Genomic DNA, 25,540 nt, shown 5'->3' with positions numbered 1-25,540 from the left:
CTATCGCTCCTGCTGGTGAGTGGGGTCCATCGAGAAACTGCCGGTCGACGGGCCGTTGCCGGCCTGTCGCCCCTGCTGGATACCCCGGCGGAGATTGGTCAGGCGACCGCGCACATCGTCGGGCGCACGCGAGACCTGGGGGCCTGCCTGGTTCTGCTGCTGTTGTGCGGTACCCGCGACCAGGTTGGCACGCGGGACCCGCTTGGGCAGACCGGAAGTGGTGACTCCGCCGGCGGCGGGCTTGCGGGCCCGCTCGGCCTGGCGGACGAGTTCGTCGTTGGGCGAGGGCCGCCAGGAGCCGTTGCCGGCCGCACCGCCCGCATCGCGCTGCACGGGCGCCGGACGGCGCTCGGGGCTCTGCGGGGCCGCGGCCGGGGGCTGGCCCGGGCGCGGACCCTGGGGTCCGCCCTGACCGGCCTGGCCCTGCTGGGGAGCGGGCTGACCCGGCTGCTCGCCGTTCTGACCGCCCTGGCCGTGGAACCAGTTGGTCTCCAGGGTGTCATACAACGGCGTACGGCCGTCACCGGCGTTCGGAGCCGGCGGCAGGGCCTCCGGCTGCGACTGCTGCGGCGGGGTCCCGGCGCCCGGTCGCGTGCCCTGGGGCTGCTGCGGCGCCTGGTACTGCTGGGGCTGCGACTGCTGGGGACGGGGCGCGTCGAAGTCCGGCCGGGCGAACTCGGAGGTGGCTCCGGGTCCCTGGCGGTCGTCCATCGGCGGACGGGCGTACTGGCCGGTGTGCCGGCCGTTGCCGGGACCGGCGCCCTGACCCTGGCCCGGGTTCTGGCCGTACGCGCCGGGGCGCTCGAACTGGCCGGTCGCCTGCGGCGGCAGGGACGCGGGGTCCTGGGAACCCTGCGGCGCGCCGAAGACGTCCGGGCGCATGAACTGGCCGGTGGACTGCGGCGACTGGGGCGCGTCCGGGCGGCCGGGCGGCGGCCCGTCGAAGTCGGGGCGGGCGAACTCGGCCGTGGAGCCGGGGCCCTGGCGGTCGTCGAGCTGCGGCCGGGGGTACTGGCCGGTGTGCTGCTCGCTCTCCTCGTGACCGCGCGGACCGTCCTGGGCCGCCTGCTCGTTGCCCCAGCTCGTGGCCTGCGGGCGCTGCGGGGCGCCGCCGCCGGGCAGCTCGGCGCGCGGGGCGCCGGACTGCGGGGTCTGCGGGCGGTCACCGCGGCGCGGGGCCGGGGGCTGCTGCTGGGCCGGGATACCGGTGCCGAAGGCGCCGACCTGGCCGAAGCCGCCCTGGTTCTGGCCCTGGCGGGGCGGCTGGGCGGTGCCGTCGCGCGGGGGCAGCGCGGCACGGGGACCCGCACCGCCGGCCACCGCGCCGCGCGGGGCGCCCGTGCCGAGCCGTCCGCCGCCACCGGGGCCGCCCGCCGGGCCGCTGCCGAGCGCACCGGCGAGACCCGCGCGGGCACCGGGGCCCGGGGTCACGCCGGGACGGCCGGCACCGGGACCCGAGGGGGCCTGCCCCTGGGGGCCGCCGGGCTTGCCGGGAGCCTTCTTGCCGCCCTGGGCGACATCGACGGGCAGCATGACGAGGGCCGTCGTACCGCCGGAGTCGGAGGGGCGCAGCTGGATGCGGATGCCGTGACGCAGCGAGAGGCGGCCGACCACGAACAGACCCATGCGGCGCGAGACCGAGACGTCCACGGTGGGCGGCGAGGCGAGCCGCTCGTTGATCGCGGCGAGGTCCTCGGGGGAGAGGCCGATGCCGGTGTCGTGGATCTCGACCAGGACGCGGCCGTCGGGCAGCGCGTGGCCGGTGACCCGGACCTTGGTCTGCGGCGAGGAGAACGAGGTGGCGTTCTCCAGCAGCTCGGCGAGGAGGTGCACGAGGTCGTTGACCACGCGGCCGGCGACATCGGTCGCGGGCACGGCGGCCAGTTCGATGCGCTCGTACTGCTCCACCTCGGAGGCGGCGGCGCGCAGCACGTCGACCAGCGGGACCGGGCGGGTCCAGCGGCGGCCGGGCTCCTCACCGGCGAGGACGAGGAGGTTCTCGCCGTTCCGGCGCATACGGGTCGCGAGGTGGTCGAGCTTGAAGAGCGAGGAGAGCTGGTCCGGGTCGGCCTCGCGGGACTCCAGTTCGGAGATGAGCGACAGCTGACGCTGGATGAGGCCCTGCGAGCGGCGCGAGAGGTTGGTGAACATCGCGTTGACGTTGCCTCGCAGCAGGGCCTGCTCGGCGGCGAGGCGGACCGCCTCGCGGTGCACGTCGTCGAAGGCCGCGGCCACCTGGCCGATCTCGTCCCGGGAGTGCACGCCGACCGACTCCACGGACGTGTCGACGTCCTGCGGGTCGGACTCGGAGAGCTGCTTGACGAGCTCGGGCAGCCGGTCCTGGGCGACCCGGGTCGCGGTGTCCTGGAGACGCCGCAGCGAACGGATCATGGACCGGGCGACGACGAACGCGCCGACCAGCGAGACGCCGAGGACGATGAGGATCAGGGCACCGTTGAGGATCGCGTCCCGCTGCGACTGGTCGCGCAGCTCGCGGGCCTTCTGCTCCATCTCGCCGAGCAGGGTCTGCTCGATCGTCTTCATCTGGTTGATCTTGTTGGAGTCCTGGTCGTACCAGTCGAGGTACGAGCGCCTGGTCTCCGTGGCGAGGCCGCCCTTGAGGACGCGCTGGGAGTACGCGTTGGCCGCGGTGATCTCCGAGTTGCCCTTGTCGAGCGGGGCCATCAGCTCTTCGGGGTTGCCGTGGTTGCTCTCGTAGACGATCGAGAACGACGACAGCTCCTGGCGCTCGCCGTCCGCCGCGGACTTGGCGTAGAGGCGGTCGGACTCGGCGAGGGTGCCGGTCTTGTCCTTGGTCGCGGGGAGCGCGGCGGCGATGATCGCGCGCTGGATGGAGGCGTACTCCTTGGCGGAGGAGAACGCGGCCAGCGCACGGGTGCGCTTGATCATCTCCGGGTTGGAGGTGGCCTGCGCCATGTCCTGGGAGAGGCTGAGCAGACCGCGGATGAGGCGGCTGTAGCCCTCGACGGTCTGGGAGTCCGAGACATCGCCGTGGTAGGCGCTCTTCCGGATGTTGTCGAGGTCCTGGAGCTGGATCGCGATGGCCGTGACGTTACGGCGGATCGACTCCAGGGCGTCGTCGTTGTCCGGGTTGTCGACGTCCTGGGTGGCCGTCATGAACGACTGCTTGACCCGGTCGGTGGTGGACTTGGCCGTCTGGACCATGTCCGCGCCGGTGCCGGTGGCCAGCGGGCCCGCCGACTTGTCGCGCTCCTCCTGGAGCGCGGCTGCCAGCTCGGTGGCCTGCTTGGTCATGTCGGTGAGCAGCTGCATGTGGTCCAGCTGCTTCATGTCGTTCATCGACTCGTTGATGCGGAGCCCGCCGAGGGTGGTCGCGGCGACCACGGGCAGGGTCAGCAGCGCGACCAGTCGGGTGGAGATGCGCCAGTTGCGCAGGGCTATTCGCGACCCGGTGTCCACCGCCGGCTTCGGCTTGGGCGCGGCCGAGGGCTTCTCACCGCCCGCGGCGGAGCGGCCCGTGGGGCCGGAGGGGCCGGCCTTGTCGTCGCCACCCGGCGAAGGAGCCGACGGATTCTGGGTGGCCCGGGGGTTCTGGGCGTGCTGGGGCGAGGAACTGACTGATGTGGGGCCAGTCCCGCCGTGCGGCTCCTGCTCCGCCGCAGCGCTGCCATCCCTCTTGAAACGTCCCTGCACTAGCGTCGCAACCTCTGGACCAGGCGTCCCCCCGCTCTGAACGGAAGGGACGGTGTCGGCGTCGTGGGGCAAGTGTGCGCCCCATGTGTTGGTCGTGAGTGACCGGCGCTTGTTGGTCTCCCCCTCCCCGCCGCCACTCGGCGCTGCGTTGCGCCCCTGCGCGCCGGTCAGTGACCCGCGGCGGTGCGTGGAATTCCAGCACAGTGCCGGATCTCCAACAAGGCCCGTGTACCGGGCTGTGACCTGAGTGACACATTGTGATGAACGGGTCACGAGCCGTAGAAACTGGGCACGGATGAATCGGACTTTTGCCTACGAGTCGCTTACGTGGGAGGAGCTACCCAGTCGCCATGATCAAGAGCGGAATGGAGGGTTCAGTGGTGCAATGTCCGGTTAGTCGGCCACGGTTGACGGGTCGTAATGTCCGGAATGGTTACCAACTCGTGAGCAAACTCACACGATGATCGTCGGCTCTACAGCCCTTTGCCGGGAATTCGAATGTTTAGCCTGACGCTTTACAGGGATGGGCAATCCGACAACCGGCGCCGCCGCGCGCCCCGCAACCGACAGGGTCCGAACGGCAGATGAAGACGACGATGATGATCCGCACCATAGCCAACCCCCGCCGCACCACCCTCGCGCACCTCGCGGACGCCGAGGAGATGCAGACGGAGCTCCTGCCCGAGCACCCGGTCGACCTGCCGGCCCAGACGGCCAACCCGCGCCGCACCACCCTCATGGACGCCCCGGTCGTGGCCGCCGCCCAGTAAAGAGGGGGGCGCGCCCCCGGCCCGTACGTCACCGGGCGCTCCCACCGGCCCGGACGGCGTCCTCGAAGCGCGGGTCGCCCCCTCACCCGCGTTAGCCTGGAGCGTCAGTCTCCAGCCAGCGACCAAGTGAGGGGCGACAGCATCCCGTGCGCATCGCCAGATTCTCCATCGACGGCAATGTCGCCTTCGGCGCGGTCGAGGACACCCCGCAGGGGCCCGTGCTCGACATCATCAAGGGCATTCCGTACGCCGACTTCGAGCTCTCCGGGACCAAGGTCCCGCTGAGCAAGGTCCGGCTGCTGCCGCCGGTGCTGCCGAACAAGGTCGTGGCCATCGGCCGCAACTACGCGGAGCACGCCAAGGAGCTCGGCAACGCCATCGTCGACGACCAGGGGCGCCCCGAGGCGCCCGTCGCCTTCTTCAAGCCCACCACCTCGGTGATCGGCTCCGGCGACGCGATCGAGTACCCCTCCTTCTCCGAGGAGCTGCACCACGAGGCCGAGCTGGCCGTGGTGATCGGCCGCATGTGCCGCGAGGTCCCGCGCGAGCGCGTCAAGGACGTCATCTTCGGCTACACCTGCGCCAACGACGTCACCGCGCGCGATGTGCAGCAGCGCGAGAAGCAGTGGGCCCGCGCCAAGGGCTTCGACACCTCCTGTCCGCTCGGCCCCTGGGTGGAGACCGACCTCGACCCCACCGATCTCACGATCCAGGCGACGGTCAACGGAGAACAGCGCCAGCTGGGCCGCACGAGCGACATGATCCGCTCCATCGAGGACCTGGTCGTCCACATCACCGAGGCCATGACGCTGCTCCCCGGCGACGTCATCCTCACCGGCACCCCCGCCGGGGTCGGCCCCCTCAACCCCGGCGACGAGGTCGCCGTCACCATCGAAGGCATCGGCACTCTCACCAACAAGGTGATCAAGCGTGGCTAACGCGACGAACGTCCGCGTACGTTTCTGTCCCTCCCCGACCGGCAACCCGCACGTGGGCCTGGTCCGGACCGCCCTGTTCAACTGGGCGTACGCCCGGCACGTGGGCGGCACCATCGTCTTCCGCATCGAGGACACCGACGCTGCGCGCGACTCCGAGGAGTCGTACGAGCAGCTCCTGGACTCCTTCCGCTGGCTCGGCCTGGACTGGGACGAGAGCCCGGAGCTGGGCGGCCCGCACGCCCCGTACCGCCAGTCCCAGCGGATGGACATCTACCAGGACGTGGCCGGGAAGCTGCTCGCGGGCGGCTACGCGTACCACTGCTACTGCACCACCGAGGAGCTCGACCAGCGCCGCGAGGCGGCCCGCGCCGCGGGGAGGCCGTCGGGCTACGACGGCCACTGCCGCGAGCTGAGCGACGGGCAGAAGGCGGCGTACGAGGCGGAGGGCCGCACGGCCATCGTCCGCTTCCGGATGCCCGACGAGCCGATCACCTTCACGGACCTGGTCCGCGGCGAGCTGACCTTCACCCCGGACAACGTGCCGGACTACGGCATCGTCCGCGCCAACGGCGCCCCGCTCTACACGCTGGTCAACCCGGTCGACGACGCCCTGATGGAGATCACCCACGTCCTGCGCGGCGAGGACCTGCTCTCCTCCACCCCGCGGCAGATCGCGCTCTACAAGGCGCTCATCGAGCTGGGCGTGGCCAAGGAGACCCCGGTCTTCGGCCATCTGCCGTACGTGATGGGCGAGGGCAACAAGAAGCTCTCCAAGCGCGACCCGCAGGCGTCCCTGAACGTCTACCGCGAGCGCGGCTTCCTCCCGGAGGGCCTGCTCAACTACCTCTCCCTCCTCGGCTGGTCCTTCTCGGCCGACCAGGACGTCTTCTCGCTCTCCGACATGGTCGCGAGGTTCGACGTCGCGGACGTCAACGCCAACCCGGCGCGCTTCGACCTCAAGAAGGCCGAGTCGATCAACGCCGACCACATCCGCATGCTGGACGTGAAGGCGTTCACGGCCGCCTGCGAGCCGTGGCTGACCGCCCCGCACGCCAACTGGGCGCCCGAGGACTTCGACCGCGCCGCCTGGGAGGCCATCGCGCCGCACGCCCAGACCCGGGTGACCGTCCTGTCGGACATCACGGCCAACGTCGACTTCCTCTTCCTGAAGGAGCCGGTCCAGGACGAGGCGTCCTGGACCAAGGCGATGAAGGAGGGCTCGGACGCGCTGCTGCGCACGGCCCGCGAGAAGCTGGCGTCGGCCGACTGGTCCTCCCCGGAGTCCCTCAAGGAGGCCGTCCTGGCCGCCGGCGAGGCGCACGGGCTCAAGCTCGGCAAGGCGCAGGCCCCGGTCCGTGTCGCCGTCACCGGCCGTACGGTCGGTCTGCCGCTCTTCGAGTCCCTGGAGATCCTGGGCAAGGAGAAGACGCTGGCCCGCATCGACGCGGCGCTGGCGAAGCTGGCGGCATAGTCGCTTGACGTATGTCCCGAAGGGGCGTGGGCCGGTCGGCCGACGCCCCTTCGGCGTACCGTCGTGGCATGACCGTCCGCGCCGTCCTCTGGGACATCGACGACACGATCTTCGACTACGCCTCGGCCGCCCGCAGCGGCATGAACGCCCATCTGGAGACCGAGGGGCTGCCCGTCGCGTACGCCTCGATGGAGCAGGCGCTCGCGGCCTGGGACGAGCTCACCGCGTACCACTGGGCGCGGTTCGCCGCGGGGGAGACCGACTGGGAGGGCCAGCGACGCGACCGGGTGCGCGCCTTCCTCGGCGCCGAGCTGAGCGACCCCGACGCCGAAACCTGGTTCGAGCGCCATATGGCCCACTACGAGGCCGCCTGGTCGCTCTTCCCGGACACCGTGCCCGCCCTTGACCTGCTGGCCGGCGGCTACCGGCACGCGGTCCTGTCCAACTCCTCCCTCCGCCACCAGGAGCGCAAGCTCCAGGTCCTGGGCGTACGCGACCGCTTCGAGGCGGTGGTGTGCGCGGCCGAGCTGGGGATCTCCAAGCCCGACGCGGGGGCCTTCCACGCGGCCTGCGAGGCCCTGGCGCTGGCCCCCGAGGAGGTCGCGTACGTGGGCGACCAGCCGGACATCGACGCGCGCGGCGCGGTGGAGGCCGGGCTCCTGGGGATCTGGCTGGACCGCAACGGGCTGGGGGGCAGGCCCGAACTGGTGCGGATCACGGGCCTGGAGGAGCTCCCCGGCCTGCTGCGCCGGGATACCCGTTTTGGAGCGCCGGACACCTTCGGGTAATGTTCTTCCTGCGCCGAGGGGAGCGGGAAGAAAAGCCCGGGACCGACAGCGCAAGCCGAGCAGGATCCCCGGTGGGGATGGTGTTCCGGTGGCCTATGGTGTAATTGGCAGCACGACGGTTTCTGGTTCCGTTAGTCTAGGTTCGAGTCCTGGTAGGCCAGCTCGCAGAGCTTATCTGCACCGCGGATTCCAGATCCGCAAAGCCCCCGTTGTGTAGCGGCCTAGCACGCTGCCCTCTCAAGGCAGTAGCGCCGGTTCGAATCCGGTCGGGGGTACAGATCCTTCCCAGGGGGACAGTCCGGGTCGCACCCGCTGACTCTCATGCAGGATCGCTAGGGCCCCCGTTGTGTAGCGGCCTAGCACGCCGCCCTCTCAAGGCGGTAGCGCCGGTTCGAATCCGGTCGGGGGTACTGGTCTAAACCACCATGGGCTATGGTGTAATTGGCAACACTACGGTTTCTGGTACCGTCATTCTAGGTTCGAGTCCTGGTAGCCCAGCAGATCGCATGATCGAAAGACATGCGGTCGCCGATCCTCAGGGATCAACACGCCCCCGTTGTGTAGCGGCCTAGCACGCCGCCCTCTCAAGGCGGTAGCGCCGGTTCGAATCCGGTCGGGGGTACGTGAGGAAGGGGCCCGGCACACCATGTGTGCCGGGCCCCTTCCGCGTTCCCGGGGGCGGGCAGCCCCCGGGGGTGCGCGTCATGGCCGGACGAAGCGCCGCGCCGACTCCTGCGCCTGGGCCAGGCGCCGCAGACTCAGCAGTACCGGCTCGTACAGCACGGTCAACGCCACGGCCGCCTCGACCTGTTCGGCGGGGGTGTCCCAGCGCTCCACCAAGTCCAGGTCGGTGACCGCCAGTTGCGTCGCCGCCGCCGCGTACGACGCCAACTCCTCGGTCCCGCAGGGGTATCCGAGGCGGGCGAGCGCGGTCACCGCGGTGAGCAGCGTCAGATACGCGCCCGAGCGGCCGTGCGGGTCCGAGCCGCCGTACTGCCAGCCGAGATCCTCGATCAGCGCGTCCACCGACGCGCGCGCCGCCCGCGCGTACGGGTCGGCGGGGCCGGGCTCCGGGGCGTGCGGCAGGGCCTCCACGGCGACGCCGAGCCGGGAGTGGTGGTCCAGGGTGTCGTCCTCCAGGGCCGCGAGGACGTCCTTGGCGACGGCCACCGGCACCCGCCCCACCTGGATCAGTGCCCGCACCAGCTTGAGCCGCTGGAGGTGGGAGGCGTCGTAGTCGGCCTGGGTGGCGGTGACCCGCTCGCCCGGCGGGAGCAGGCCCTCGCGCAGGTAGTACTTGATCGTCGCCGCGGGGACCCCGCTCCGCTCGCTCAGCTCGGCCAGCCTCATATCCCTTGCGCCTTTCCTTGGGGAGTGCCACTATCCAACCATTGGATAGTGACGCTATCCACTGCACGGCCCGAGCAACCGTCACGTCATGGGGGACTGTCATGAGCGCGAAGCCGATCGAAGGACGTATGGCCGCCGCGGCCGAGGGGGACGTGGTGGTCTTCCTCATCGGGATGCGTGTCAACCGCTTCCGTGCCCTGCGCAGTTGGCTGCCGGTGATGTCCGCGATGCCCCGGATGCTGCAGGAGCTCGCCGGGGACGAGGGCAGCGGACTGCTCGGCCACCAGTCCGTCCTGGCCGGACCGCGCACCCTGGCGGTCGTGCAGTACTGGGAGTCCAAGGAGAAGCTCATGGCCTACGCCTACGCGCAGGGCAAGGAGCACCGCCCGGCCTGGGCCGCCTTCAACCGCCGCGCGCGCGGGGCGAAGGGCGCCGTGGGGATCTGGCACGAGATGTACCTCGTCCCGGCGGGCTCGTACGAGACGGTCTACAACGGCATGCCGGAGTTCGGTCTCGGCAGGGCTACGGGCGTGGTGCCGGCGGGACGCCGGGGGGACCGGGCGGGGGACCCGGTCGAGGCGTAGGCGGCTCCGCCGGGGCGTCCGGGCGTCCGGGGCATGCGGGGCCTCCGGGTCTTCCGGGGGCGCGGAGAGCCGCTGAAGGGGCCCGGACGCGCCTCCGGCCCACCGCTGCGGCGCTGGAGCGGTGGGCCGGAGACGGACGGAGGGCGGGCTAGCCGTTGCGGCGCAGGGCCTCGGACAGGCGCGCGGCGGCGTCGATGACCGCCTGCGCGTGCATCCGGCCCGGGTGACGGGTCAGGCGCTCGATCGGCCCGGAGACCGAGACGGCCGCCACCACGCGGTTGGACGGACCGCGCACCGGCGCCGAGACCGAGGCCACGCCCGGCTCGCGCTCGCCGATCGACTGGGCCCAGCCCCGGCGCCGTACGCCCGACAGGGCCGTCGCCGTGAAGCGGGCGCCCTGGAGCCCCCGGTGCAGGCGCTCCGGCTCCTCCCAGGCCATCAGGATCTGGGCGGAGGAGCCCGCCTTCATCGTCAGGGTCGAGCCGACCGGCACGGTGTCCCGCAGTCCGGACAGCCGCTCGGCCGCCGCCACGCAGATCCGCATGTCGCCCTGCCGGCGGTAGAGCTGCGCGCTCTCGCCGGTGACGTCGCGCAGATGCGTGAGCACCGGGCCGGCCGTGGCCAGCAGACGGTCCTCGCCGGCCGCCGCCGCGAGCTCCGCGAGCCGCGGGCCGAGGATGAACCGGCCCTGCATGTCCCGCGCCACCATCCGGTGGTGTTCCAGTGCCACGGCAAGGCGGTGTGCCGTGGGTCGTGCGAGTCCGGTGGCCGCGACCAACCCCGCGAGGGTGGCCGGACCGGACTCCAGGGCGCTCAGGACGAGAGCCGCCTTGTCGAGAACGCCGACGCCGCTAGAGTTGTCCATGAAACGATACTCGCGTCTCACTCTGTGAAACGCAAGTTCAATTTTCTCCGGAACTTGCGAACCTGTACTGGCGGTCCGCACAACGGCCGCAGCCACCGTCCGGTCCCGGGGGCCCGGCGGTACACCCGGTCTCTAGTTGGGCCGGCGACGACGCCGGCCGGAGGGAAAGCGATGGGTAGGACACTCGCGGAGAAGGTCTGGGACGACCATGTCGTCAGGCGCGCCGAGGGCGAGCCCGACCTCCTCTTCATCGATCTGCACCTGCTGCACGAGGTGACCAGCCCGCAGGCCTTCGACGGGCTGCGCAAGAGCGGCCGTCCGGTGCGGCGCCTCGACCTCACCATCGCCACCGAGGACCACAACACCCCGACCCTCGACATCGACAAGCCCATCGCCGACCCGGTCTCCCGGGCGCAGCTGGAGACACTGCGCAAGAACTGCGCCGAGTTCGGCGTGCGGCTGCACCCGCTCGGCGACGTCGAGCAGGGCGTCGTCCACGTGGTGGGACCGCAGCTGGGTCTGACCCAGCCCGGCACCACCGTGGTCTGCGGCGACTCGCACACCTCCACGCACGGCGCCTTCGGGGCCCTGGCGTTCGGGATCGGCACCTCACAGGTAGAGCATGTGCTCGCCACCCAGACCCTGCCACTGGCCCCGTTCAAGACCATGGCCATCACCGTCGAGGGCGAGCTGCCCGACGGCGTCACCGCCAAGGACCTGATCCTGGCCATCATCGCCAGGATCGGCACCGGCGGCGGCCAGGGCTACGTCCTGGAATACCGCGGCTCCGCCATCGAGAAGCTCTCGATGGAGGCCCGGATGACCATCTGCAACATGTCGATCGAGGCCGGCGCCCGGGCGGGCATGATCGCCCCCGACCGCACCACCTTCGACTACCTCCAGGGCCGTGCGCACGCCCCCGAGGGCGCCGACTGGGACGAGGCCGTCGCGTACTGGCAGACGCTGAAGACGGACGAGGACGCGGTCTTCGACGCCGAGGTCGTCATCGACGCCACCGAGCTCTCGCCGTTCGTCACCTGGGGCACCAACCCGGGCCAGGGCGCCCCGCTTTCGGCGAACGTCCCCGACCTGGCTTCGTACGAAGACGCTTCGGAGCGCCTGGCCGCCGAAAAGGCGCTGGAGTACATGGGGTTGACGGCAGGGCAGCCGCTGCGCGCCATCGACGTCGACACCGTCTTCGTAGGTTCGTGCACCAACGGCCGCATCGAGGACCTGCGCGCGGCGGCCTCGATCCTCCAGGGCCGCAAAGTCGCCGACGGCGTACGGATGCTGGTCGTGCCGGGCTCGGTGCGGGTCTCCCTGCAGGCCGTCGAGGAGGGCCTGGACAAGGTCTTCACCGCCGCCGGCGCCGAATGGCGGCACGCGGGCTGCTCGATGTGCCTGGGCATGAACCCCGACCAGCTGGCCCCGGGCGAGCGCTCCGCCTCCACCTCCAACCGCAACTTCGAGGGCAGGCAGGGCAAGGGCGGTCGCACCCATCTGGTGTCGCCGCAGGTCGCCGCCGCAACGGCGGTTCTCGGCCACCTGGCGTCCCCCGCCGACCTGTCCGACGCCCGTACGCCCGCTGGAGTCTGATCAGCCATGGAAGCTTTCACCACGCACACCGGCCGGGCCGTCCCGCTGCGCCGCTCCAATGTCGACACCGACCAGATCATCCCGGCCCACTGGCTGAAGAAGGTCACCCGGGACGGCTTCGAGGACGGACTGTTCGAGGCCTGGCGCAAGGACCCGGAGTTCGTGCTGAACAAGCCCGAGCGCGAGGGGGCGTCGGTGCTGGTCGCGGGCCCCGACTTCGGTACCGGATCGTCGCGCGAGCACGCCGTGTGGGCGCTGCAGAACTACGGCTTCAAAACCGTGATCTCGTCCCGGTTCGCCGATATCTTCCGGGGCAACTCGCTGAAGAACGGCCTGCTCACCGTGGTCCTCGACCAGAAAGTCGTGGACGCGCTCTGGGAGCTGACGGAGCGCGACCCGAACGCCGAGATCACGGTGGACCTCCAGGACCGCCAGGTCCGCGCGGAGGGTGTCACGGCCGCCTTCGAGCTCGACGAGAACGCCCGCTGGCGGCTGCTGAACGGCCTGGACGACATCAGCATCACGCTCCAGAACGAGCCCGACATCGCCGCGTACGAGGCGAAGCGGCCCTCCCACAAGCCCAGCACCTCGCTCGTCTGACCGGCCGGGGCCGCCTCTTGGGCGGACCCCGGGCAGTCTTTCGGCCCAACACGCCCTCTGTCTTTCGGGACAGGGGGCGTGTTGCGTTGCGGGGTGTCAGGGTGGCGTCAACTAGCCTAGGCTGCACAGCAGATGGCCGGATTGAGTCTTGCGCGATCGGGGGTCGTTGGGTTGCCGGAAGCCGCCCGGAATCCCTCAGTTGCCCCCGCCGGAGGCGACAACTCGCCCCAGATGGCACAATCGGCGCATGGAACGCGACAGCCAACTCGAGCTCTACCGGCTCGTCGCGGACCGGCTGAAAGAAGCGCACACAGTCGTGCGCGAACTGCAAGTCCCGGAGGGCGTACGGATGGCGCTGTCCCGGAAGCTGCTGGTCATCACAGCGGCTGCCAAACACGATCTCGCCGATGCGGCAAGGCGTCTGGAGCGGTTGATGAAGGACCTCGAAGAGGGCCGATTCCCCGAAGGCGACTGAGTCACAAGGAGTTCGGTGAAGCCGACTTCGTTGCGGCACTAGGGTGATTAGCCCGTTTCGTGTTTGATTTGCGGTATATATCTGCCTAACGTGCGAAAAAGCCAGAACAGATTCGTTCCGGCAATGTCTCCGAAGGGGAAGACGTGAACAAGGCGCAGCTCGTAGAAGCGATTGCCGACAAGCTCGGCGGCCGTCAGCAGGCCGCGGACGCCGTGGACGCGGTTCTGGACGCGGTCGTCCGGGCCGTCGTCGCGGGCGACCGGGTCTCGGTCACCGGTTTCGGTTCGTTCGAGAAGGTGGACCGTCCGGCCCGGTACGCCCGCAACCCGCAGACGGGTGAGCGCGTGCGGGTCAAGAAGACCTCGGTTCCGCGCTTCCGTGCGGGTCAGGGCTTCAAGGACCTGGTCAGCGGCTCGAAGAAGCTCCCCAAGGGCGACGAGGTCGCCGTGAAGAAGGCGCCCAAGGGCAGCCTCTCGGGTGGCACCTCCACCCGCAGCACGGTGAAGAAGGCCGCGGCCAAGAAGGCCACCGCCGCCAAGAAGACGACCGCCGCGAAGAAGACCACGGCGGCCAAGAAGACCACCGCCAAGAAGGCCACCCCGGCCGTGAAGAAGACCACGGCGGCCAAGAAGACCACCACCGCCGGCGCCGCCAAGAAGACCACGGCGACGGCGAAGAAGGCGACCCCGGCCAAGAAGGCCACCACCGCCAAGAAGGCCACGGCCAAGAAGACCGCGCCCGCGAAGAAGACCGTCGCGAAGAAGGCGCCCGCCAAGAAGGTCACCGCGCGCAAGACCACCACCGCCAAGAAGACGACCGCCCGCAAGAAGTAGGCACCGCCGGACGGCTCACGCGCCGGGCCGGGCTCCCCTCGGGGAGCCCGGCCCGCGGCGTGTCGGCCACGCCTCACGCCCCATGCCCCGGCCCGCGGGGCCCGGGCTCAGAAGGTCTGCAGCGTCACCAGGGTGATCCGCAGGGACGCGCCCTCGCCCTCCGTCTCGATACGGACCCGCTGGCCCACCCGCAGCAGCCGCAGGCCACCCGCGTCGAAGGCCTCGGCCCCGAAGTCCACCGGGGTGCCGTCGTCGAGCAGCACACTGCCGCTGCGGGTCTCGAAGTCGTATGTGTACGCGGTCGCCTGCATGGCTGGCAGCCTAGTGCCCCGGCGGGCGGCGCTCCCGCCCCGGCGCCGGTACCCGGGGACGGCCTCCACCGCGTCCCGCAGCGCCCCGGTCGCGGGCCCCGCGCCCAGCGCCAGCGCGATCCGCAGGTCCGCTCCGGTGTCCACGTCCCGGCGCACCGAGTCCACGCCGGCCAGCACGATTTCCGCCGCACCCGACGCCGAATGCGCGGCCCGGGAGGGGCCGCCGAATGCGGGGGCCAAATCCACTCCGGGGGCGGCCGAAAGAAATGTCGTCCCGATTCCTGCCGCATCGGCCAGAAATGCGCGCGGAAATACGGAGGCGGCATCCAGTACCCGCGCCAATTCCGCCGGCCGCAACGCGGGCAGATCCGCGTTGAGGGCCGCGACCGCCGCCCCCGGGCGCGCCCGCCGCACCGTGTACACCCCGTGCGCGAGGGCGGCGTTGAGGCCCGCGCGCGGGCGGTCGGCGACGACGCGGGCGCCCAGCGCGGCCAGCTCCGCGCCCGCCAGCGGATCATCCGTGACGACCGCCACATCCCGTACCGCCGGGCAGGTGAGGGCCGCTCCCACGGTGTCCAGGGCGAACGCCAGAGCGAGCCGGGGCCGCAGCGCCGCGCCGACGGCGGCCGTGAGCCTGCTCTTCGCCAGCGTCAACGGCTTCAGCGGCACGACCAGCGACCAGCGGCCCGTTGATGCGGTGTTCGTGACGTCCCCCTCGCTCTCGTCGCTCCCCGCCGGTCGAACGGACAGCCGCTGGACAGCACGGTGCCCATTGTCACCCGGCCAGGAGCGGCCCCCGCACGGTCGGGGCGTACGGTGTTCTCGACAGACCGGAGGGCCGGGGCGACACTTGCTCCCTGCGCAAGTCGCGTGGTGGCCGACAGTGGTCTGTCCTAGAGGAAGGTGCTCCGAGTGTCCCGCCGCAGAATCGGCTTCTGGTACCGCCTGGCAGCGGTCATCGCCAAACCTCCACTGGTGGTGCTTTTCAAGCGGGACTGGCACGGAATGGAGAACATCCCGGAGGACGGTGGCTTTATCACCGCCGTCAATCACAACTCCTATCTCGACATGTTCTCCTACGGGCACTTCCAGTACAACACCGGACGGGTGCCCCGCTTTCTCGCCAAGGCCGCGCTCTTCAAGGTGCCGGTGGTGGGACCCCTGCTGCGCGGCACCGGCCAGATTCCGGTCTATCGCGAGTCCTCCAACGCCTTCGGCGCCTTCCGGGCCGCCGTCGAGGCGATCGAGCGGGGCGAATGCGTCGTCTTCTATCCCGAGGGCACCCTCACCCGCGACCCCGACATGTGGCCGATGACCGCCAAGACCGGGGTGGCGCGCGCCGCCATGCAGACGAAGGCGCCGGTCATCCCGGTCGCCCAGTGGGGCGCCAACCTGGCGATGCCGCCCTACGCCAAGGAGAAGAAGGTCCGCTTCTTCCCCCGCAAGACCCTCCAGGTGAAGGCCGGTCCGCCGGTCGACCTCGCGCGCTTCTACGACAAGGAGCCCACCCCCGAGGTGCTGCGCGAGGCGACCGAGGCCATCATGGCCGCGGTCACCCGCCAGCTGGAGGAGATCCGGGGCGAGAGCGCCCCGGCCAAGCCGTACGATCCGCGCGAAGTCCGCGCACAGCTGCGCCGCAAGGCCGCCGGGGAGGGCACCAAGTGACGCACGCCGCCACCAAGGCAGCAGTATTCGGCAACGGCTCCTGGGGTACGGCGTTCGCCATGGTCCTCGCCGACGCGGGCTGCGAGGTGACCCTCTGGGGCCGCCGCCCCGAACTCGCCGAGGCCATCAACACCACCCGCACCAACCCCGACTACCTGCCGGGCATCGAACTGCCCGCCGCGGTACGGGCCACCAGCGATCCCGCCGAGGCCGCCGCCGACGCCGACTTCACGGTCCTCGCCGTGCCCTCGCAGACCCTGCGCGGCAACCTCGCCGCCTGGACGCCGCTGCTCGCGCCCGGGACCGTCCTCGTCTCGCTGATGAAGGGCGTCGAACTCGGCACCGCCAAGCGGATGAGCGAGGTGATCGAGGAGGTCGCCAAGGTCCCCGCCGACCGCGTCGCCGTGATCACCGGCCCCAACCTCGCCAAGGAGATCGCCCAGCGCCGGCCCGCCGCCGCCGTGGTGGCCTGCCGCGACGAGGCCGTGGCCCAGCGCCTCCAGGCCGCCTGCCACACCCCGTACTTCCGCCCGTACACCAACACCGACGTCGTCGGCTGCGAGCTCGGCGGCGCGGTGAAGAACGTCATCGGGCTCGCCGTCGGCATCGCGGACGGCATGGGCCTGGGCGACAACGCCAAGGGCTCGCTCATCACCCGGGGCCTGGCCGAGACCACCCGGCTCGGCCTCGCCATGGGCGCCGAACCGCTCACCTTCTCCGGCCTCGCGGGCCTGGGCGACCTCGTCGCCACCTGCTCCTCGCCGCTCTCGCGCAACCACACCTTCGGCACCAACCTGGGCCGGGGCATGACGCTCCAGGAGACCATCGCGGTCACCCGGCAGACCGCCGAGGGCGTCAAGTCCTGCGAGTCCGTGCTCGATCTGGCCCGCCGCCACGGCGTCGACATGCCCATCACCGAGACCGTCGTCGGGATCGTCCACGAGGGCAAGCCGCCGGTCGTCGCGCTCAAGGAGCTGATGTCGCGCAGCGCCAAGCCCGAGCGGCGCTGAACCACACGGGTCGAACGGGTACGCTCATCGCGATATGAGCAGCGAGAACCTCCCCCAGAGCCCTGAATCGAGCACCCAGCAGCCGCGCAAGCCGCGGGTGGCCGTCGTGTTCGGTGGCCGCAGCTCCGAGCACGGCATCTCGGTCGTCACCGCCGGTGCCGTGCTGCGCGCCATCGACCGTACGAAGTACGACGTGCTGCCCATCGGCATCACGACGGACGGCCGCTGGGCGCTCACCGCCGACGAGCCCGAGCGGATGGCCATCTCCGACCGCAAGGTGCCCAGCGTCGCCGAGCTCGCCGAGTCCGCCGAGGGCGCCGTGGTGCTCCCGGTGGACCCGAACAACCGCGAGGTGGTGTTCAGCGAGCCCGGCGCGGTCCCCAAGGCGCTCGGCGAGGTCGACGTCGTCTTCCCGGTGCTGCACGGCCCGTACGGCGAGGACGGCACCCTTCAGGGCCTGCTCGAACTCTCCGGCGTCCCCTACGTCGGCTCGGGCGTCCTCGCCTCGGCGGTCGGCCAGGACAAGGACTACATGAAGCGGGTGTTCACCTCCTTCGGGCTGGCCGTCGGCCCCTACCTGGTGATCCGCCCGCGCGAGTGGGAGCAGGACGAGCAGGGCGCCCGCAAGCGGATCGCCGCGTTCGCGGGCGAGCACGGCTGGCCGCTGTTCATCAAGCCGGCCCGGGCGGGCTCCTCCTTCGGCATCACCAAGGTCGACTCCTTCGACGGTCTGGACGAGGCCATCGAGGAGGCGCGGCGCCACGACCCCAAGTTCCTGGTGGAGTCGCTGCTGCGGGGCCGGGAGATCGAGTGCGGCGTCCTGGAGTTCGAGGACGGGCCGCGCGCGAGCGTGCCGGCCGAGATCCCGCCGGTGAGCGACCACGCCTTCTACGACTTCGAGGCGAAGTACATCGACTCGGCCGACGGCATCGTGCCCGCGCCGATCGGCGCCGAGGCGACCGCCGAGGTCCGCCGGCTCGCCGTGGAGGCCTTCGAGGCCGCGTCCTGCGAGGGCCTGGTCCGCGCGGACTTCTTCCTTCAGGAGAACGGCGAGTTCGTGATCAACGAGATCAACACGATGCCGGGGTTCACGCCGATCTCCATGTACCCGCGGATGTGGGAGGCGACGGGCGTGGACTACGCGGAGCTGGTGGACCGCCTGATCGAGGCGGCGCTGCGGCGCTCGACGGGCCTGCGCTAGCCGCCGGCCGCGCGTCCGCGCCCGGCGCGGGGCGCTACAGGCTCGCCGGAACCGTCTTCTTGACCGGTCCGGCGAGCTGGGTGAGCCACCCGATGTCTCCGGCGGGCTTCCCGGCCGCCGTCCGCAGGGTGACCTCCACATACGCCTTGCGATAGGTCGTGGTGAAGCGGAAGCCGCCCTTCGACTGCTCCAGGAGCCAGTTGACGCCGTCCACGGTCACCCCGTCCGCCTCGGGATCGTTCATCTTCTCCGGCCGGTCGATCCCGCAGCGCAGTACGATCCCGTCATCGCCCCACCCGGCGGTCAGCTCCGACGCCGGGCTGGGATCGTTCCGCCCGAGCCCGTCGAGCCTCTGGGGCAGCGCCTTGTGCAGCGCGCCGCAGAGCGCGGCGGTCTCCTTCGGCGGGCTGGGAACCGTGATCGTCGCCTTCGCGTCCGTGGAGGAGCAGCCCGCGGCGGCCAGCAGGGCGAGTGCGGCTGCGGGCAGGAGGAGGGACCGGCGGCGAGAGGAAGTCACCGGCCAAGGGTAAGCGGGGGCTACAGATGAACCACCGGGCAGGTCAGGGTGCGGGTGATCCCGTCCACCTGCTGGACCTTGGCGACCACCATGCGGCCCAGCTCGTCGACCGTGTCGGCCTGGGCGCGCACGATCACGTCGTACGGCCCGGTGACGTCCTCGGCCTGGATCACCCCCGGAATCTTTGCGATGGTCTCGGCGACGGTCGACGCCTTGCCCACCTCGGTCTGGATGAGGATGTACGCCTGTACCACGGAACCTCCAGGGCGGCCACGAGGATCATGTCCCCTCCCTACGGCGGGGAGGCCCAAGGGGGGAGGAAAGAGACGCCACGGTATCGCGTCGCCGTGCGCCCGCGGGAGTACCGCGCAGGCGCGGGCGCTCGCACATCCGCGTGCGCGCGGCAGAAGTTGACGTATGAGTTGACGGTACCCACCGAGGTGACGGCTCGCGACCGCGAGCGCGCCGGGTCCCAAGGGGTACGAGGATGAGAGGTGGCACGGTGAGAGGCACTGTGGGCGAGTTGGGGGAGTTCGGGCTCATCAGGGAGCTGACCTCCCGGCTCACCTCGACCCCCGCGGTACGGATCGGCCCCGGCGACGACGCCGCGGTCGTGACCGCACCCGACCGCAGGGTGGTGGCGAGCACGGACATCCTTCTGGAGGGCCGCCACTTCCGGCGCGACTGGTCGACCGCGTACGACGTGGGCCGCAAGGCCGCCGCGCAGAATCTGGCCGATATCGCCGCCATGGGCGCGGTCCCCACCGCGCTGCTGCTCGGGCTCGTCGTCCCGGCCGAGCTCCCGGCCACCTGGCCGGTCGAGCTGATGGACGGCATCCGCGACGAGTGCCAGGTCGCGGGGGCGGCCGTGGTCGGCGGCGACGTGGTGCGCGGCGACACCATCACCGTCGCCATCACCGCCCTCGGCGACCTGCGCAACCACGAGCCGGTGACCCGCGGCGGCGCGCAGCCCGGCGACGTGGTCGCGGTCACCGGCTGGCTGGGCTGGTCGGCGGCGGGCTACGCGATCCTCTCGCGCGGCTTCCGCTCGCCGCGCGCCTTCGTGGAGGCCCACCGCCGCCCGGAGCCGCCGTACCACGCGGGGCCGGCCGCCGCCGGTCTCGGCGCCACCGCCATGACGGACGTCAGCGACGGCCTGGTGGCGGACCTCGGGCACATCGCGGAGGCGAGCAAGGTCCGTATCGACCTGCGCTCGGGCCTGATCGACATCCCGACGCAGATGAGCGACATCGGCCAGGCGGTCGGCGTCGACCCGCTCCAGTGGGTGCTGACCGGGGGAGAGGACCACGCGATCGTCGCGACCTTCCCGCCGGACGTGAAGCTCCCCGCCCGCTGGAGGGTCATCGGGGAGGTCCTCAACCCCTCCGCGCTGCCCCAGGTGACGGTCGACGGGGCCCCCTGGACCGCCAAGGGCGGCTGGGACCACTTCGGGGACGCGGAGTGAACACCGCGCCGCCCCGGGTGCTGACCGTCGCCGGCTCCGACTCCGGCGGCGGCGCCGGCGTCCAGGCCGACCTCAAGACGATGCTGGCCCTGGGCGTCCACGGGATGAGTGTGATCACCGCGGTGACCGCGCAGAACTCGCTCGGCGTCCAGGGTGCCTGGGAGCTGCCCGCCGAGGCGGTCCGGGCGCAGTACCGCTCGGTCGTCGACGACATCGGCGTCCAGGCCGTGAAGACGGGGATGCTCTCCTCGGCAGTCCTGGTGGAGACCGTGGCGGAGCTCCTCGCGGACACGGACGCGCCGGTGGTCGTGGACCCCGTGGGCGTCTCCAAGCACGGCGACGCGCTGCTGGCCGCCGAGGCGCTGGAGTCGGTACGCCGGCGGCTGCTGCCGGCGGCGACGGTGGCCACGCCGAACCTGGACGAAGTGGCGCAGCTCACGGGCGTACGGGTGGAGGACGAGGACGGGATGCGGCGGGCGGCGGAGGCGATCCTCGCCCTCGGCCCGCGCTGGGCCCTGATCAAGGGCGGCCACCTGGCGGGCTCGGCGTCACCGCAGGCGGTGGACCTGCTCACGGACGGCGCCGAGGAGCACTGGCTCCGGGCCCCTCGCCGGGACAACCGCCACACCCACGGCACGGGCTGCACCCTGGCCTCGGCGCTGGCGTCGTCCCTGGCCAAGGGGGCGCCGGTCCCGGAGGCGGCGCGGGCGGCGAAGGAGTACGTGACGGCGGCGATCGCGTCGGGCTTCGCCCTGGGGGCGGGGATCGGCCCGGTCGACCACGGCTGGCGGCTGCGCACCGGGCGAGAGGCGCGGGAGCCCGCCTGAAGGGCACGGGAAATCGCGCGGCAGCCCCCCGAAGCGGACCGCAGCCGCCCGAGAACGACAGAAAGCCGGCCCACCCGAGGGTGGACCGGCATTCTGGGCAACCGGAAAGGCTGCGCTACGACGAAACGTCGGCGTTAGCGCGAGACCTTGCCGGCCTTGATGCACGAGGTGCAGACGTTGAGCCGCTTCGGCGTCCGACCGACCACGGCACGCACACGCTGGATGTTCGGGTTCCAGCGACGAGACGTACGGCGGTGCGAGTGCGAAATGTTGTTGCCGAAGCCCGGCCCCTTGCCGCAGACGTCGCAGTTGGCAGCCACGGGTCACTCCAAAGACTTCAGATGCACTTACAGTGAAATCCGGCGCACCGGATCAGAGATCTGAGGTGGCTTGCCGGGGGAATGGCCCGACTCTCGCCGGGCAACCGAAGCAGCATACAACGGCTGCTCCCGAGATACGAAACTACCATGACCGGGGCCTCCCCCCTCCCCGGGTCCGAGCCCCTCCCCGGGTCTACCCTGCTGCTGGCCCGCAGCTCACCGGCCGCTCTAGGAGGACACCAGGTGCCGCAGACTCTCGACGCCGTCGCGGTACGCACCTGGTGCTCGCTGGCTCTGGACGGGCTCGGGCGGGACCGCGAGGAGATCGACGCGGTCAACGTCTACCCCGTCGCGGACGGGGACACCGGCACCAATCTCTATCTGACCGTCGAGTCCGCCCACCAGGCGGTCGAGGCGGTCTTCGCCGCGTACACCGAGGTGCCCGAGACGGCCGACGTCATACGGGCCATGGCCCACGGCGCCCTTCTGGGCGCCCGCGGCAACTCCGGCACGATCCTCTCCCAGCTGCTGCGCGGTATGGCCGAGGTCCTCACCGAACGCGGCACGGACCTCCCCGGGGCCCTGCGCAGGGCGGCCGAGTCGGCGTACGAGGCGGTCGCGCACCCCGTGGAGGGCACGGTCCTGACGGTGGCGACGGCCGCGGCCGAGGCGGCCCGGGCCGCTGGGGACGCCGACGGCGCGGCGGACGGAGACGCGGCGGCCGTCGCGAGCGCGGCCTACGCGGGCGCCCGGCGGGCCCTGGAGAGGACACCCGGCCAGCTCGCGGTGCTGGGCCGCGCCGGGGTCGTGGACGCGGGCGGCTGGGGTCTGGTGACGGTCCTGGGGGCGCTGGCGCAGGCGCTCTCCGGTGAGGTTCCGGCCGTACGGCACGAGACGCGCGCGCCGCTCGACGGGCCCGGCTGCCCCGCCGAGGACGCCCAGGGCGCGGAGACCGCCGGACCCGCCTTCGAGGTGATCTACCTCCTGGAGGCGGACGACGAGGCGGTGGCACGGCTGCGGGGCCGGCTGGACGCGCTGGGGGACTCCCTGGTGGTCGTCGGCGGCGACGGCCTGTGGAACGTCCACGTCCATGTGGACGACGCGGGCGCGGCCGTCGAGGCGGGCGTGGAGGCGGGCCGCCCGTACCGGATCCGCATCACCCACTTCGGCGCGCACCCCGAGCCGCGCGAACAGGTCCAGCGGGCCGTCGTCGCGGTGGTGCCCGGCGAGGGCCTGGCGGGGCTGTGCGCCGAGGCCGGGGCGACCGCCGTCCTGGCCCGGCCCGGTGAGCCCCCGGCCAGCGGAGAGCTCGTCGACGCGATCCGCCGCGCCCACGCGCGCGAGGTGGTCCTGCTGCCCAACGACGCCGAGCTGCGCCACACCGCCGCCGTCGCCGTGGAGCAGGCCCGCGCCGAGGGCGTACGGGTCGCGCTCATCCCCACCCGGTCCGCCGTCCAGGGCCTCGCCGCGCTCGCGGTGCACGCCCCCGACCGCCGCTTCGACGAGGACGTGGTGGCGATGACCGCGGCGGCCGGCGCGACCCGGTACGCGGAACTGGCCGTCGCCGAGCGGCAGTCGTGGACCACGGCGGGCATCTGCCAGGCCGGCGACGTGCTGGGCCTCATCGACGGCGATGTCGCCGTGATCGGCCAGGACCTGGGCCGTACCGCCGTCGCCGTCCTCGACCGGATGCTGGCCGCGGGCGGCGAGCTGGTCACCCTGGTACGGGCCGCCGACACCCCGGCGGAGCTGGCCCCGGGCATCGAGGCCCATGTGCGCGAGGCCCATCTCGCGGTCGACACGGTCGTCTACGAGGGCGGCAACCAGAGCTCCCCGCTGCTCATCGGCGTGGAGTGACCGGCCGGGCGAGCGGTCGCACCGCGCCGAGTCGTCCACCGAGTCGTCCCCCGAGTTGTCCACAGGGGCCGGGGCCTCCTGCGGGATGTCAGTGGCGTGGTGTGCAATGGACCGCGTGCCCGCGCTCGAAGAACCACTGAAGAAGCTGCTCGGCGGACCCACCGCGAAGGTGCTGGCCGAGCAGCTCGACCTGCACACGGTCGGCGACCTCCTGCACCACTACCCGCGGCGGTACGAGGAGCGCGGCCAGCTCACCAGACTGGCCGAGCTGCCCCTCGACGAGGACGTCACGGTGGTGGCGCAGGTGGCCGACGCGCGCGTGCACACCTTCAACGGAGGCCGCGGCCAGCGCCTGGAGATCACGATCACCGACGGCAGTGGCCGCCTCCAGCTGGTCTTCTTCGGCCGGGGCATCCACAAGCCGCACAAGGAACTGCTGCCCGGCAGCCGCGCGATGTTCGCGGGCAAGGTGTCGATGTTCAACCGCCGCCTCCAGCTCGCCCACCCCACGTACGCGAAGCTGGCCGCCGACGGCGACGAGGACGGCGACTCCGCCGAGGTGGTCGACTCCTGGGCGGGCGCGCTCATCCCGATCTACCCCGCCTGCAAGGGCCTGGAGTCCTGGAAGATCGCCAAGGCGGTCGACGCGGTGCTGCCCAGCGCCCGGGAGGCCGTCGACCCGCTGCCCGCGTCCCTGCGCGAGGGCCGGGGATTCGTGCCGCTGCCCGAGGCGCTGCTCAAGGTCCACCGGCCGCACACCAAGGACGACGTGGAGCAGGCGCGCCAGCGGCTGAAGTGGGACGAGGCGTTCGTCCTCCAGGTCGCCCTGGCCCGGCGGCGGTACGCGGACGCGCAACTGCCCGCCGTGGCCCGCCGCCCCGTCCCCGGCGGCCTGCTCGACGCCTTCGACGCCAAGCTGCCCTTCACCCTCACCGACGGCCAGCGGAACGTGTCCGCGGAGATCTTCGGCGACCTGGCGACCGAACACCCGATGCACCGCCTGCTCCAGGGCGAGGTCGGTTCGGGAAAGACGATGGTCGCCCTGCGCGCGATGCTCGCCGTGGTCGACTCCGGCGGCCAGGCCGCGATGCTCGCCCCCACCGAGGTCCTCGCCCAGCAGCACCACCGCTCCATCACCGAGATGATGGGCGAGCTCGCCGAGGGCGGCATGCTGGGCGGCTCCGACCTCGGTACGAAGGTCGTGCTGCTCACCGGCTCCATGGGCGTCCCCGCCCGCCGGCAGGCCCTGCTCGACCTCGTCACCGGCGAGGCCGGGATCGTGATCGGCACGCACGCGCTGATCGAGGACAAGGTGCAGTTCCACGATCTGGGCCTGGTCGTGGTGGACGAGCAGCACCGCTTCGGCGTCGAGCAGCGCGACGCCCTGCGCGGCAAGGGGCACACCCGGGGGGAGCGGCGGACCCCGCACCTCCTGGTGATGACCGCCACCCCCATTCCGCGCACGGTGGCGATGACCGTCTTCGGCGACCTGGAGACCTCCGTCCTCGACCAGCTCCCGGCCGGGCGCTCGCCCATCGCCAGCCATGTCGTCCCCGCCCAGGACAAGCCGCACTTCCTGGCCCGCGCCTGGGAGCGGGTCCGCGAGGAGGTCGCCAAGGGCCACCAGGGGTACGTGGTGTGTCCGCGCATCGGCGACCCGGCCGACGAGGACGAGAAGAAGGCCGCGAAGAAGAAGGCGGCCGAGGACGAGGCGGAGAAGCGCCCGCCGCTCGCCGTGCTCGACATGGCGGAACAGCTCCGCGCGGGCCCGCTCCAGGGGCTGCGCGTGGAGGTCCTGCACGGCCGGATGCAGCCCGACGACAAGGACGGCGTGATGCGCCGGTTCGCGGCCGGCGAGGTGGACGTGCTGGTCGCGACGACGGTCATCGAGGTCGGGGTGAACGTGCCCAACGCCACCGCGATGGTGATCATGGATGCGGACCGGTTCGGCGTCTCGCAGCTGCACCAGCTGCGCGGCCGTGTCGGGCGCGGCTCCGCCCCGGGTCTGTGCCTGCTGGTCACCGAGATGCCGGAGGCGAGCGCGGCCAGGGCCCGGCTGAACGCGGTGGCGGCGACCCTGGACGGCTTCGAGCTCTCCAGGATCGACCTGGAGCAGCGGCGCGAGGGCGATGTGCTGGGCCAGGCCCAGTCCGGGGTGCGCTCCTCGCTGCGGATGCTCGCGGTCATCGAGGACGAGGAGGTGATCGCGGCGGCCCGCGAGGAGGCGGTGGCGGTGGTGAGCCGGGACCCGGACCTGGAGGGGCTGCCCGCGCTGCGGACGGCCCTGGACGCGCTGCTGGACAAGGACCGGGAGCAGTACCTCGACAAGGGCTGAGCCGCACCGCGACGAGGACTGACCGGTGGGGCGCGCGGGCCGCGTCCGCGCCGGGTTCTGAGAAACTGGGGGACACCAGTGACACCC

General features: G+C 71.8%; 22 protein-coding genes, 5 tRNA genes and 1 pseudogene. 21 read left to right on the top strand and 7 right to left on the bottom strand.

What is annotated here, in order from left to right:
- Positions 1 to 3,675, bottom strand: coding sequence for a sensor histidine kinase (locus ACZ5ID_RS12100; protein ID WP_468896429.1), 3,675 nt, complete (start codon positions 3,673 to 3,675; stop codon positions 1 to 3).
- A 584-nt stretch (positions 3,676 to 4,259) separates the two neighbouring features.
- Between ACZ5ID_RS12100 and ACZ5ID_RS12095 the strand changes: the two genes are divergently transcribed.
- From ACZ5ID_RS12095 to ACZ5ID_RS12055, 9 genes are all read left to right on the top strand, one after another.
- Entirely contained in the window at positions 4,260 to 4,445 is a 186-nt protein-coding gene (locus tag ACZ5ID_RS12095; RefSeq protein ID WP_468896426.1) for a hypothetical protein, read from the top strand.
- Between the two features lie 146 nt (positions 4,446 to 4,591).
- Positions 4,592 to 5,383, top strand: a complete 792-nt coding sequence (locus ACZ5ID_RS12090; RefSeq protein WP_468896423.1) for a fumarylacetoacetate hydrolase family protein — start codon at positions 4,592 to 4,594, stop codon at positions 5,381 to 5,383.
- Positions 5,376 to 6,854 (top strand): glutamate--tRNA ligase, encoded by a 1,479-nt coding sequence (gene gltX, locus ACZ5ID_RS12085; RefSeq protein ID WP_468896421.1) that lies wholly within the window; start codon positions 5,376 to 5,378, stop codon positions 6,852 to 6,854. The genes ACZ5ID_RS12090 and gltX overlap by 8 nt, the downstream gene beginning before the upstream one ends.
- A gap of 68 nt (positions 6,855 to 6,922) precedes the next feature.
- Positions 6,923 to 7,642, top strand: a complete 720-nt coding sequence (locus ACZ5ID_RS12080) for an HAD family hydrolase (RefSeq protein WP_468896419.1) — start codon at positions 6,923 to 6,925, stop codon at positions 7,640 to 7,642.
- An 89-nt stretch (positions 7,643 to 7,731) separates the two neighbouring features.
- A tRNA-Gln gene (locus tag ACZ5ID_RS12075) sits at positions 7,732 to 7,803 on the top strand.
- 41 nt (positions 7,804 to 7,844) lie between these two features.
- Positions 7,845 to 7,917: transfer RNA gene (locus ACZ5ID_RS12070), tRNA-Glu, on the top strand.
- A gap of 62 nt (positions 7,918 to 7,979) precedes the next feature.
- Positions 7,980 to 8,052: transfer RNA gene (locus ACZ5ID_RS12065), tRNA-Glu, on the top strand.
- Positions 8,053 to 8,068: 16 nt separating this feature from the next.
- Positions 8,069 to 8,140: transfer RNA gene (locus ACZ5ID_RS12060), tRNA-Gln, on the top strand.
- A 51-nt stretch (positions 8,141 to 8,191) separates the two neighbouring features.
- Positions 8,192 to 8,264, top strand: a tRNA-Glu gene (locus tag ACZ5ID_RS12055).
- 80 nt (positions 8,265 to 8,344) lie between these two features.
- On the opposite strand, the gene ACZ5ID_RS12050 is transcribed toward ACZ5ID_RS12055, so the two are convergent.
- Positions 8,345 to 8,992: a MerR family transcriptional regulator gene (locus tag ACZ5ID_RS12050; protein WP_468896416.1), complete on the bottom strand. Its 648-nt coding sequence runs from the start codon at positions 8,990 to 8,992 to the stop codon at positions 8,345 to 8,347.
- A 101-nt stretch (positions 8,993 to 9,093) separates the two neighbouring features.
- Here ACZ5ID_RS12050 and ACZ5ID_RS12045 point away from each other — a divergent pair, with 101 nt between their 5' ends.
- Positions 9,094 to 9,576: a DUF4188 domain-containing protein gene (locus tag ACZ5ID_RS12045; protein WP_468896413.1), complete on the top strand. Its 483-nt coding sequence runs from the start codon at positions 9,094 to 9,096 to the stop codon at positions 9,574 to 9,576.
- 148 nt (positions 9,577 to 9,724) lie between these two features.
- On the opposite strand, the gene ndgR is transcribed toward ACZ5ID_RS12045, so the two are convergent.
- Positions 9,725 to 10,441, bottom strand: a complete 717-nt coding sequence (ndgR, locus tag ACZ5ID_RS12040; RefSeq protein WP_005311436.1) for an IclR family transcriptional regulator NdgR — start codon at positions 10,439 to 10,441, stop codon at positions 9,725 to 9,727.
- Between the two features lie 171 nt (positions 10,442 to 10,612).
- Here ndgR and leuC point away from each other — a divergent pair, with 171 nt between their 5' ends.
- The 4 genes from leuC to ACZ5ID_RS12020 all read left to right on the top strand — a co-directional run bounded on the left by leuC (position 10,613) and on the right by ACZ5ID_RS12020 (position 13,945).
- Positions 10,613 to 12,037, top strand: coding sequence for a 3-isopropylmalate dehydratase large subunit (gene leuC / locus ACZ5ID_RS12035; protein ID WP_468896410.1), 1,425 nt, complete (start codon positions 10,613 to 10,615; stop codon positions 12,035 to 12,037).
- Positions 12,038 to 12,043: 6 nt separating this feature from the next.
- Positions 12,044 to 12,637, top strand: coding sequence for a 3-isopropylmalate dehydratase small subunit (gene leuD / locus ACZ5ID_RS12030; protein WP_468896408.1), 594 nt, complete (start codon positions 12,044 to 12,046; stop codon positions 12,635 to 12,637).
- A 247-nt stretch (positions 12,638 to 12,884) separates the two neighbouring features.
- Complete coding sequence (locus ACZ5ID_RS12025) at positions 12,885 to 13,112, top strand: SCO5555 family protein (RefSeq protein WP_358837315.1); 228 nt, start codon at positions 12,885 to 12,887, stop codon at positions 13,110 to 13,112.
- A gap of 143 nt (positions 13,113 to 13,255) precedes the next feature.
- Entirely contained in the window at positions 13,256 to 13,945 is a 690-nt protein-coding gene (locus tag ACZ5ID_RS12020; RefSeq protein WP_468896404.1) for an HU family DNA-binding protein, read from the top strand.
- Positions 13,946 to 14,337: 392 nt separating this feature from the next.
- Here ACZ5ID_RS12020 and cofC read toward each other — a convergent pair.
- Positions 14,338 to 14,931: pseudogene (gene cofC, locus ACZ5ID_RS12015) on the bottom strand (2-phospho-L-lactate guanylyltransferase); the annotation flags it as partial.
- A gap of 237 nt (positions 14,932 to 15,168) precedes the next feature.
- Between cofC and ACZ5ID_RS12010 the strand changes: the two are divergent.
- The 3 genes from ACZ5ID_RS12010 to ACZ5ID_RS12000 are packed head-to-tail and all read left to right on the top strand — an operon-like array spanning position 15,169 to position 18,132.
- On the top strand, positions 15,169 to 15,921 hold the full coding sequence (locus ACZ5ID_RS12010; protein ID WP_468896402.1) for a lysophospholipid acyltransferase family protein: 753 nt from the start codon (positions 15,169 to 15,171) through the stop codon (positions 15,919 to 15,921).
- Positions 15,918 to 16,931, top strand: coding sequence for an NAD(P)H-dependent glycerol-3-phosphate dehydrogenase (locus tag ACZ5ID_RS12005; protein WP_468896399.1), 1,014 nt, complete (start codon positions 15,918 to 15,920; stop codon positions 16,929 to 16,931). Before ACZ5ID_RS12010 ends, ACZ5ID_RS12005 begins: the two co-directional genes overlap by 4 nt.
- Before the next feature lie 34 nt (positions 16,932 to 16,965).
- A complete protein-coding gene (locus ACZ5ID_RS12000) occupies positions 16,966 to 18,132 on the top strand; it encodes a D-alanine--D-alanine ligase family protein (RefSeq protein WP_468896396.1) in 1,167 nt (388 codons plus the stop codon).
- A 34-nt stretch (positions 18,133 to 18,166) separates the two neighbouring features.
- Here the strand turns inward: ACZ5ID_RS12000 and ACZ5ID_RS11995 are convergent, their stop codons facing one another.
- Together ACZ5ID_RS11995 and ACZ5ID_RS11990 are read right to left on the bottom strand one after the other, a co-directional pair.
- Complete coding sequence (locus tag ACZ5ID_RS11995) at positions 18,167 to 18,649, bottom strand: DUF3515 domain-containing protein (RefSeq protein WP_406553907.1); 483 nt, start codon at positions 18,647 to 18,649, stop codon at positions 18,167 to 18,169.
- Between the two features lie 20 nt (positions 18,650 to 18,669).
- Entirely contained in the window at positions 18,670 to 18,903 is a 234-nt protein-coding gene (locus tag ACZ5ID_RS11990; protein ID WP_064070330.1) for an Lrp/AsnC family transcriptional regulator, read from the bottom strand.
- Between the two features lie 248 nt (positions 18,904 to 19,151).
- Here ACZ5ID_RS11990 and ACZ5ID_RS11985 point away from each other — a divergent pair, with 248 nt between their 5' ends.
- Together ACZ5ID_RS11985 and thiD are read left to right on the top strand one after the other, a co-directional pair.
- Positions 19,152 to 20,114: a thiamine-phosphate kinase gene (locus ACZ5ID_RS11985; protein WP_468896392.1), complete on the top strand. Its 963-nt coding sequence runs from the start codon at positions 19,152 to 19,154 to the stop codon at positions 20,112 to 20,114.
- Complete coding sequence (gene thiD, locus ACZ5ID_RS11980) at positions 20,111 to 20,941, top strand: bifunctional hydroxymethylpyrimidine kinase/phosphomethylpyrimidine kinase (RefSeq protein WP_468896389.1); 831 nt, start codon at positions 20,111 to 20,113, stop codon at positions 20,939 to 20,941. Before ACZ5ID_RS11985 ends, thiD begins: the two co-directional genes overlap by 4 nt.
- Before the next feature lie 134 nt (positions 20,942 to 21,075).
- Here the strand turns inward: thiD and rpmB are convergent, their stop codons facing one another.
- A complete protein-coding gene (gene rpmB, locus ACZ5ID_RS11975; protein WP_003957616.1) occupies positions 21,076 to 21,261 on the bottom strand; it encodes a 50S ribosomal protein L28 in 186 nt (61 codons plus the stop codon).
- 243 nt (positions 21,262 to 21,504) lie between these two features.
- Between rpmB and ACZ5ID_RS11970 the strand changes: the two genes are divergently transcribed.
- Both ACZ5ID_RS11970 and recG read left to right on the top strand, forming a co-directional pair.
- Positions 21,505 to 23,118: a DAK2 domain-containing protein gene (locus ACZ5ID_RS11970; RefSeq protein WP_468896386.1), complete on the top strand. Its 1,614-nt coding sequence runs from the start codon at positions 21,505 to 21,507 to the stop codon at positions 23,116 to 23,118.
- 106 nt (positions 23,119 to 23,224) lie between these two features.
- On the top strand, positions 23,225 to 25,453 hold the full coding sequence (gene recG / locus ACZ5ID_RS11965; RefSeq protein WP_468896383.1) for an ATP-dependent DNA helicase RecG: 2,229 nt from the start codon (positions 23,225 to 23,227) through the stop codon (positions 25,451 to 25,453).
- The last annotated feature ends 87 nt before the right edge of the window (positions 25,454 to 25,540 follow it).

The sequence above is a fragment of the Streptomyces sp. NPDC031670 genome, from assembly GCF_055580545.1.
This window is presented reverse-complemented; position numbering and strand designations above follow the sequence as displayed.

Excerpts from the sequence above, each read along its gene's own strand:
- leuD (WP_468896408.1), top strand. The coding sequence starts at position 12,044 with ATGGAAGCTTTCACCACGCACACCGGCCGGGCCGTCCCGCTGCGCCGC.
- ACZ5ID_RS12095 (WP_468896426.1), top strand. The coding sequence starts at position 4,260 with ATGAAGACGACGATGATGATCCGCACCATAGCCAACCCCCGCCGCACC.
- ACZ5ID_RS12000 (WP_468896396.1), top strand. The coding sequence starts at position 16,966 with ATGAGCAGCGAGAACCTCCCCCAGAGCCCTGAATCGAGCACCCAGCAG.
- ACZ5ID_RS12025 (WP_358837315.1), top strand. The coding sequence starts at position 12,885 with ATGGAACGCGACAGCCAACTCGAGCTCTACCGGCTCGTCGCGGACCGG.
- ACZ5ID_RS12080 (WP_468896419.1), top strand. The coding sequence starts at position 6,923 with ATGACCGTCCGCGCCGTCCTCTGGGACATCGACGACACGATCTTCGAC.
- leuC (WP_468896410.1), top strand. The coding sequence starts at position 10,613 with ATGGGTAGGACACTCGCGGAGAAGGTCTGGGACGACCATGTCGTCAGG.
- ndgR (WP_005311436.1), bottom strand. The coding sequence starts at position 10,441 with ATGGACAACTCTAGCGGCGTCGGCGTTCTCGACAAGGCGGCTCTCGTC.
- ACZ5ID_RS12050 (WP_468896416.1), bottom strand. The coding sequence starts at position 8,992 with ATGAGGCTGGCCGAGCTGAGCGAGCGGAGCGGGGTCCCCGCGGCGACG.
- ACZ5ID_RS12045 (WP_468896413.1), top strand. The coding sequence starts at position 9,094 with ATGAGCGCGAAGCCGATCGAAGGACGTATGGCCGCCGCGGCCGAGGGG.
- recG (WP_468896383.1), top strand. The coding sequence starts at position 23,225 with ATGGACCGCGTGCCCGCGCTCGAAGAACCACTGAAGAAGCTGCTCGGC.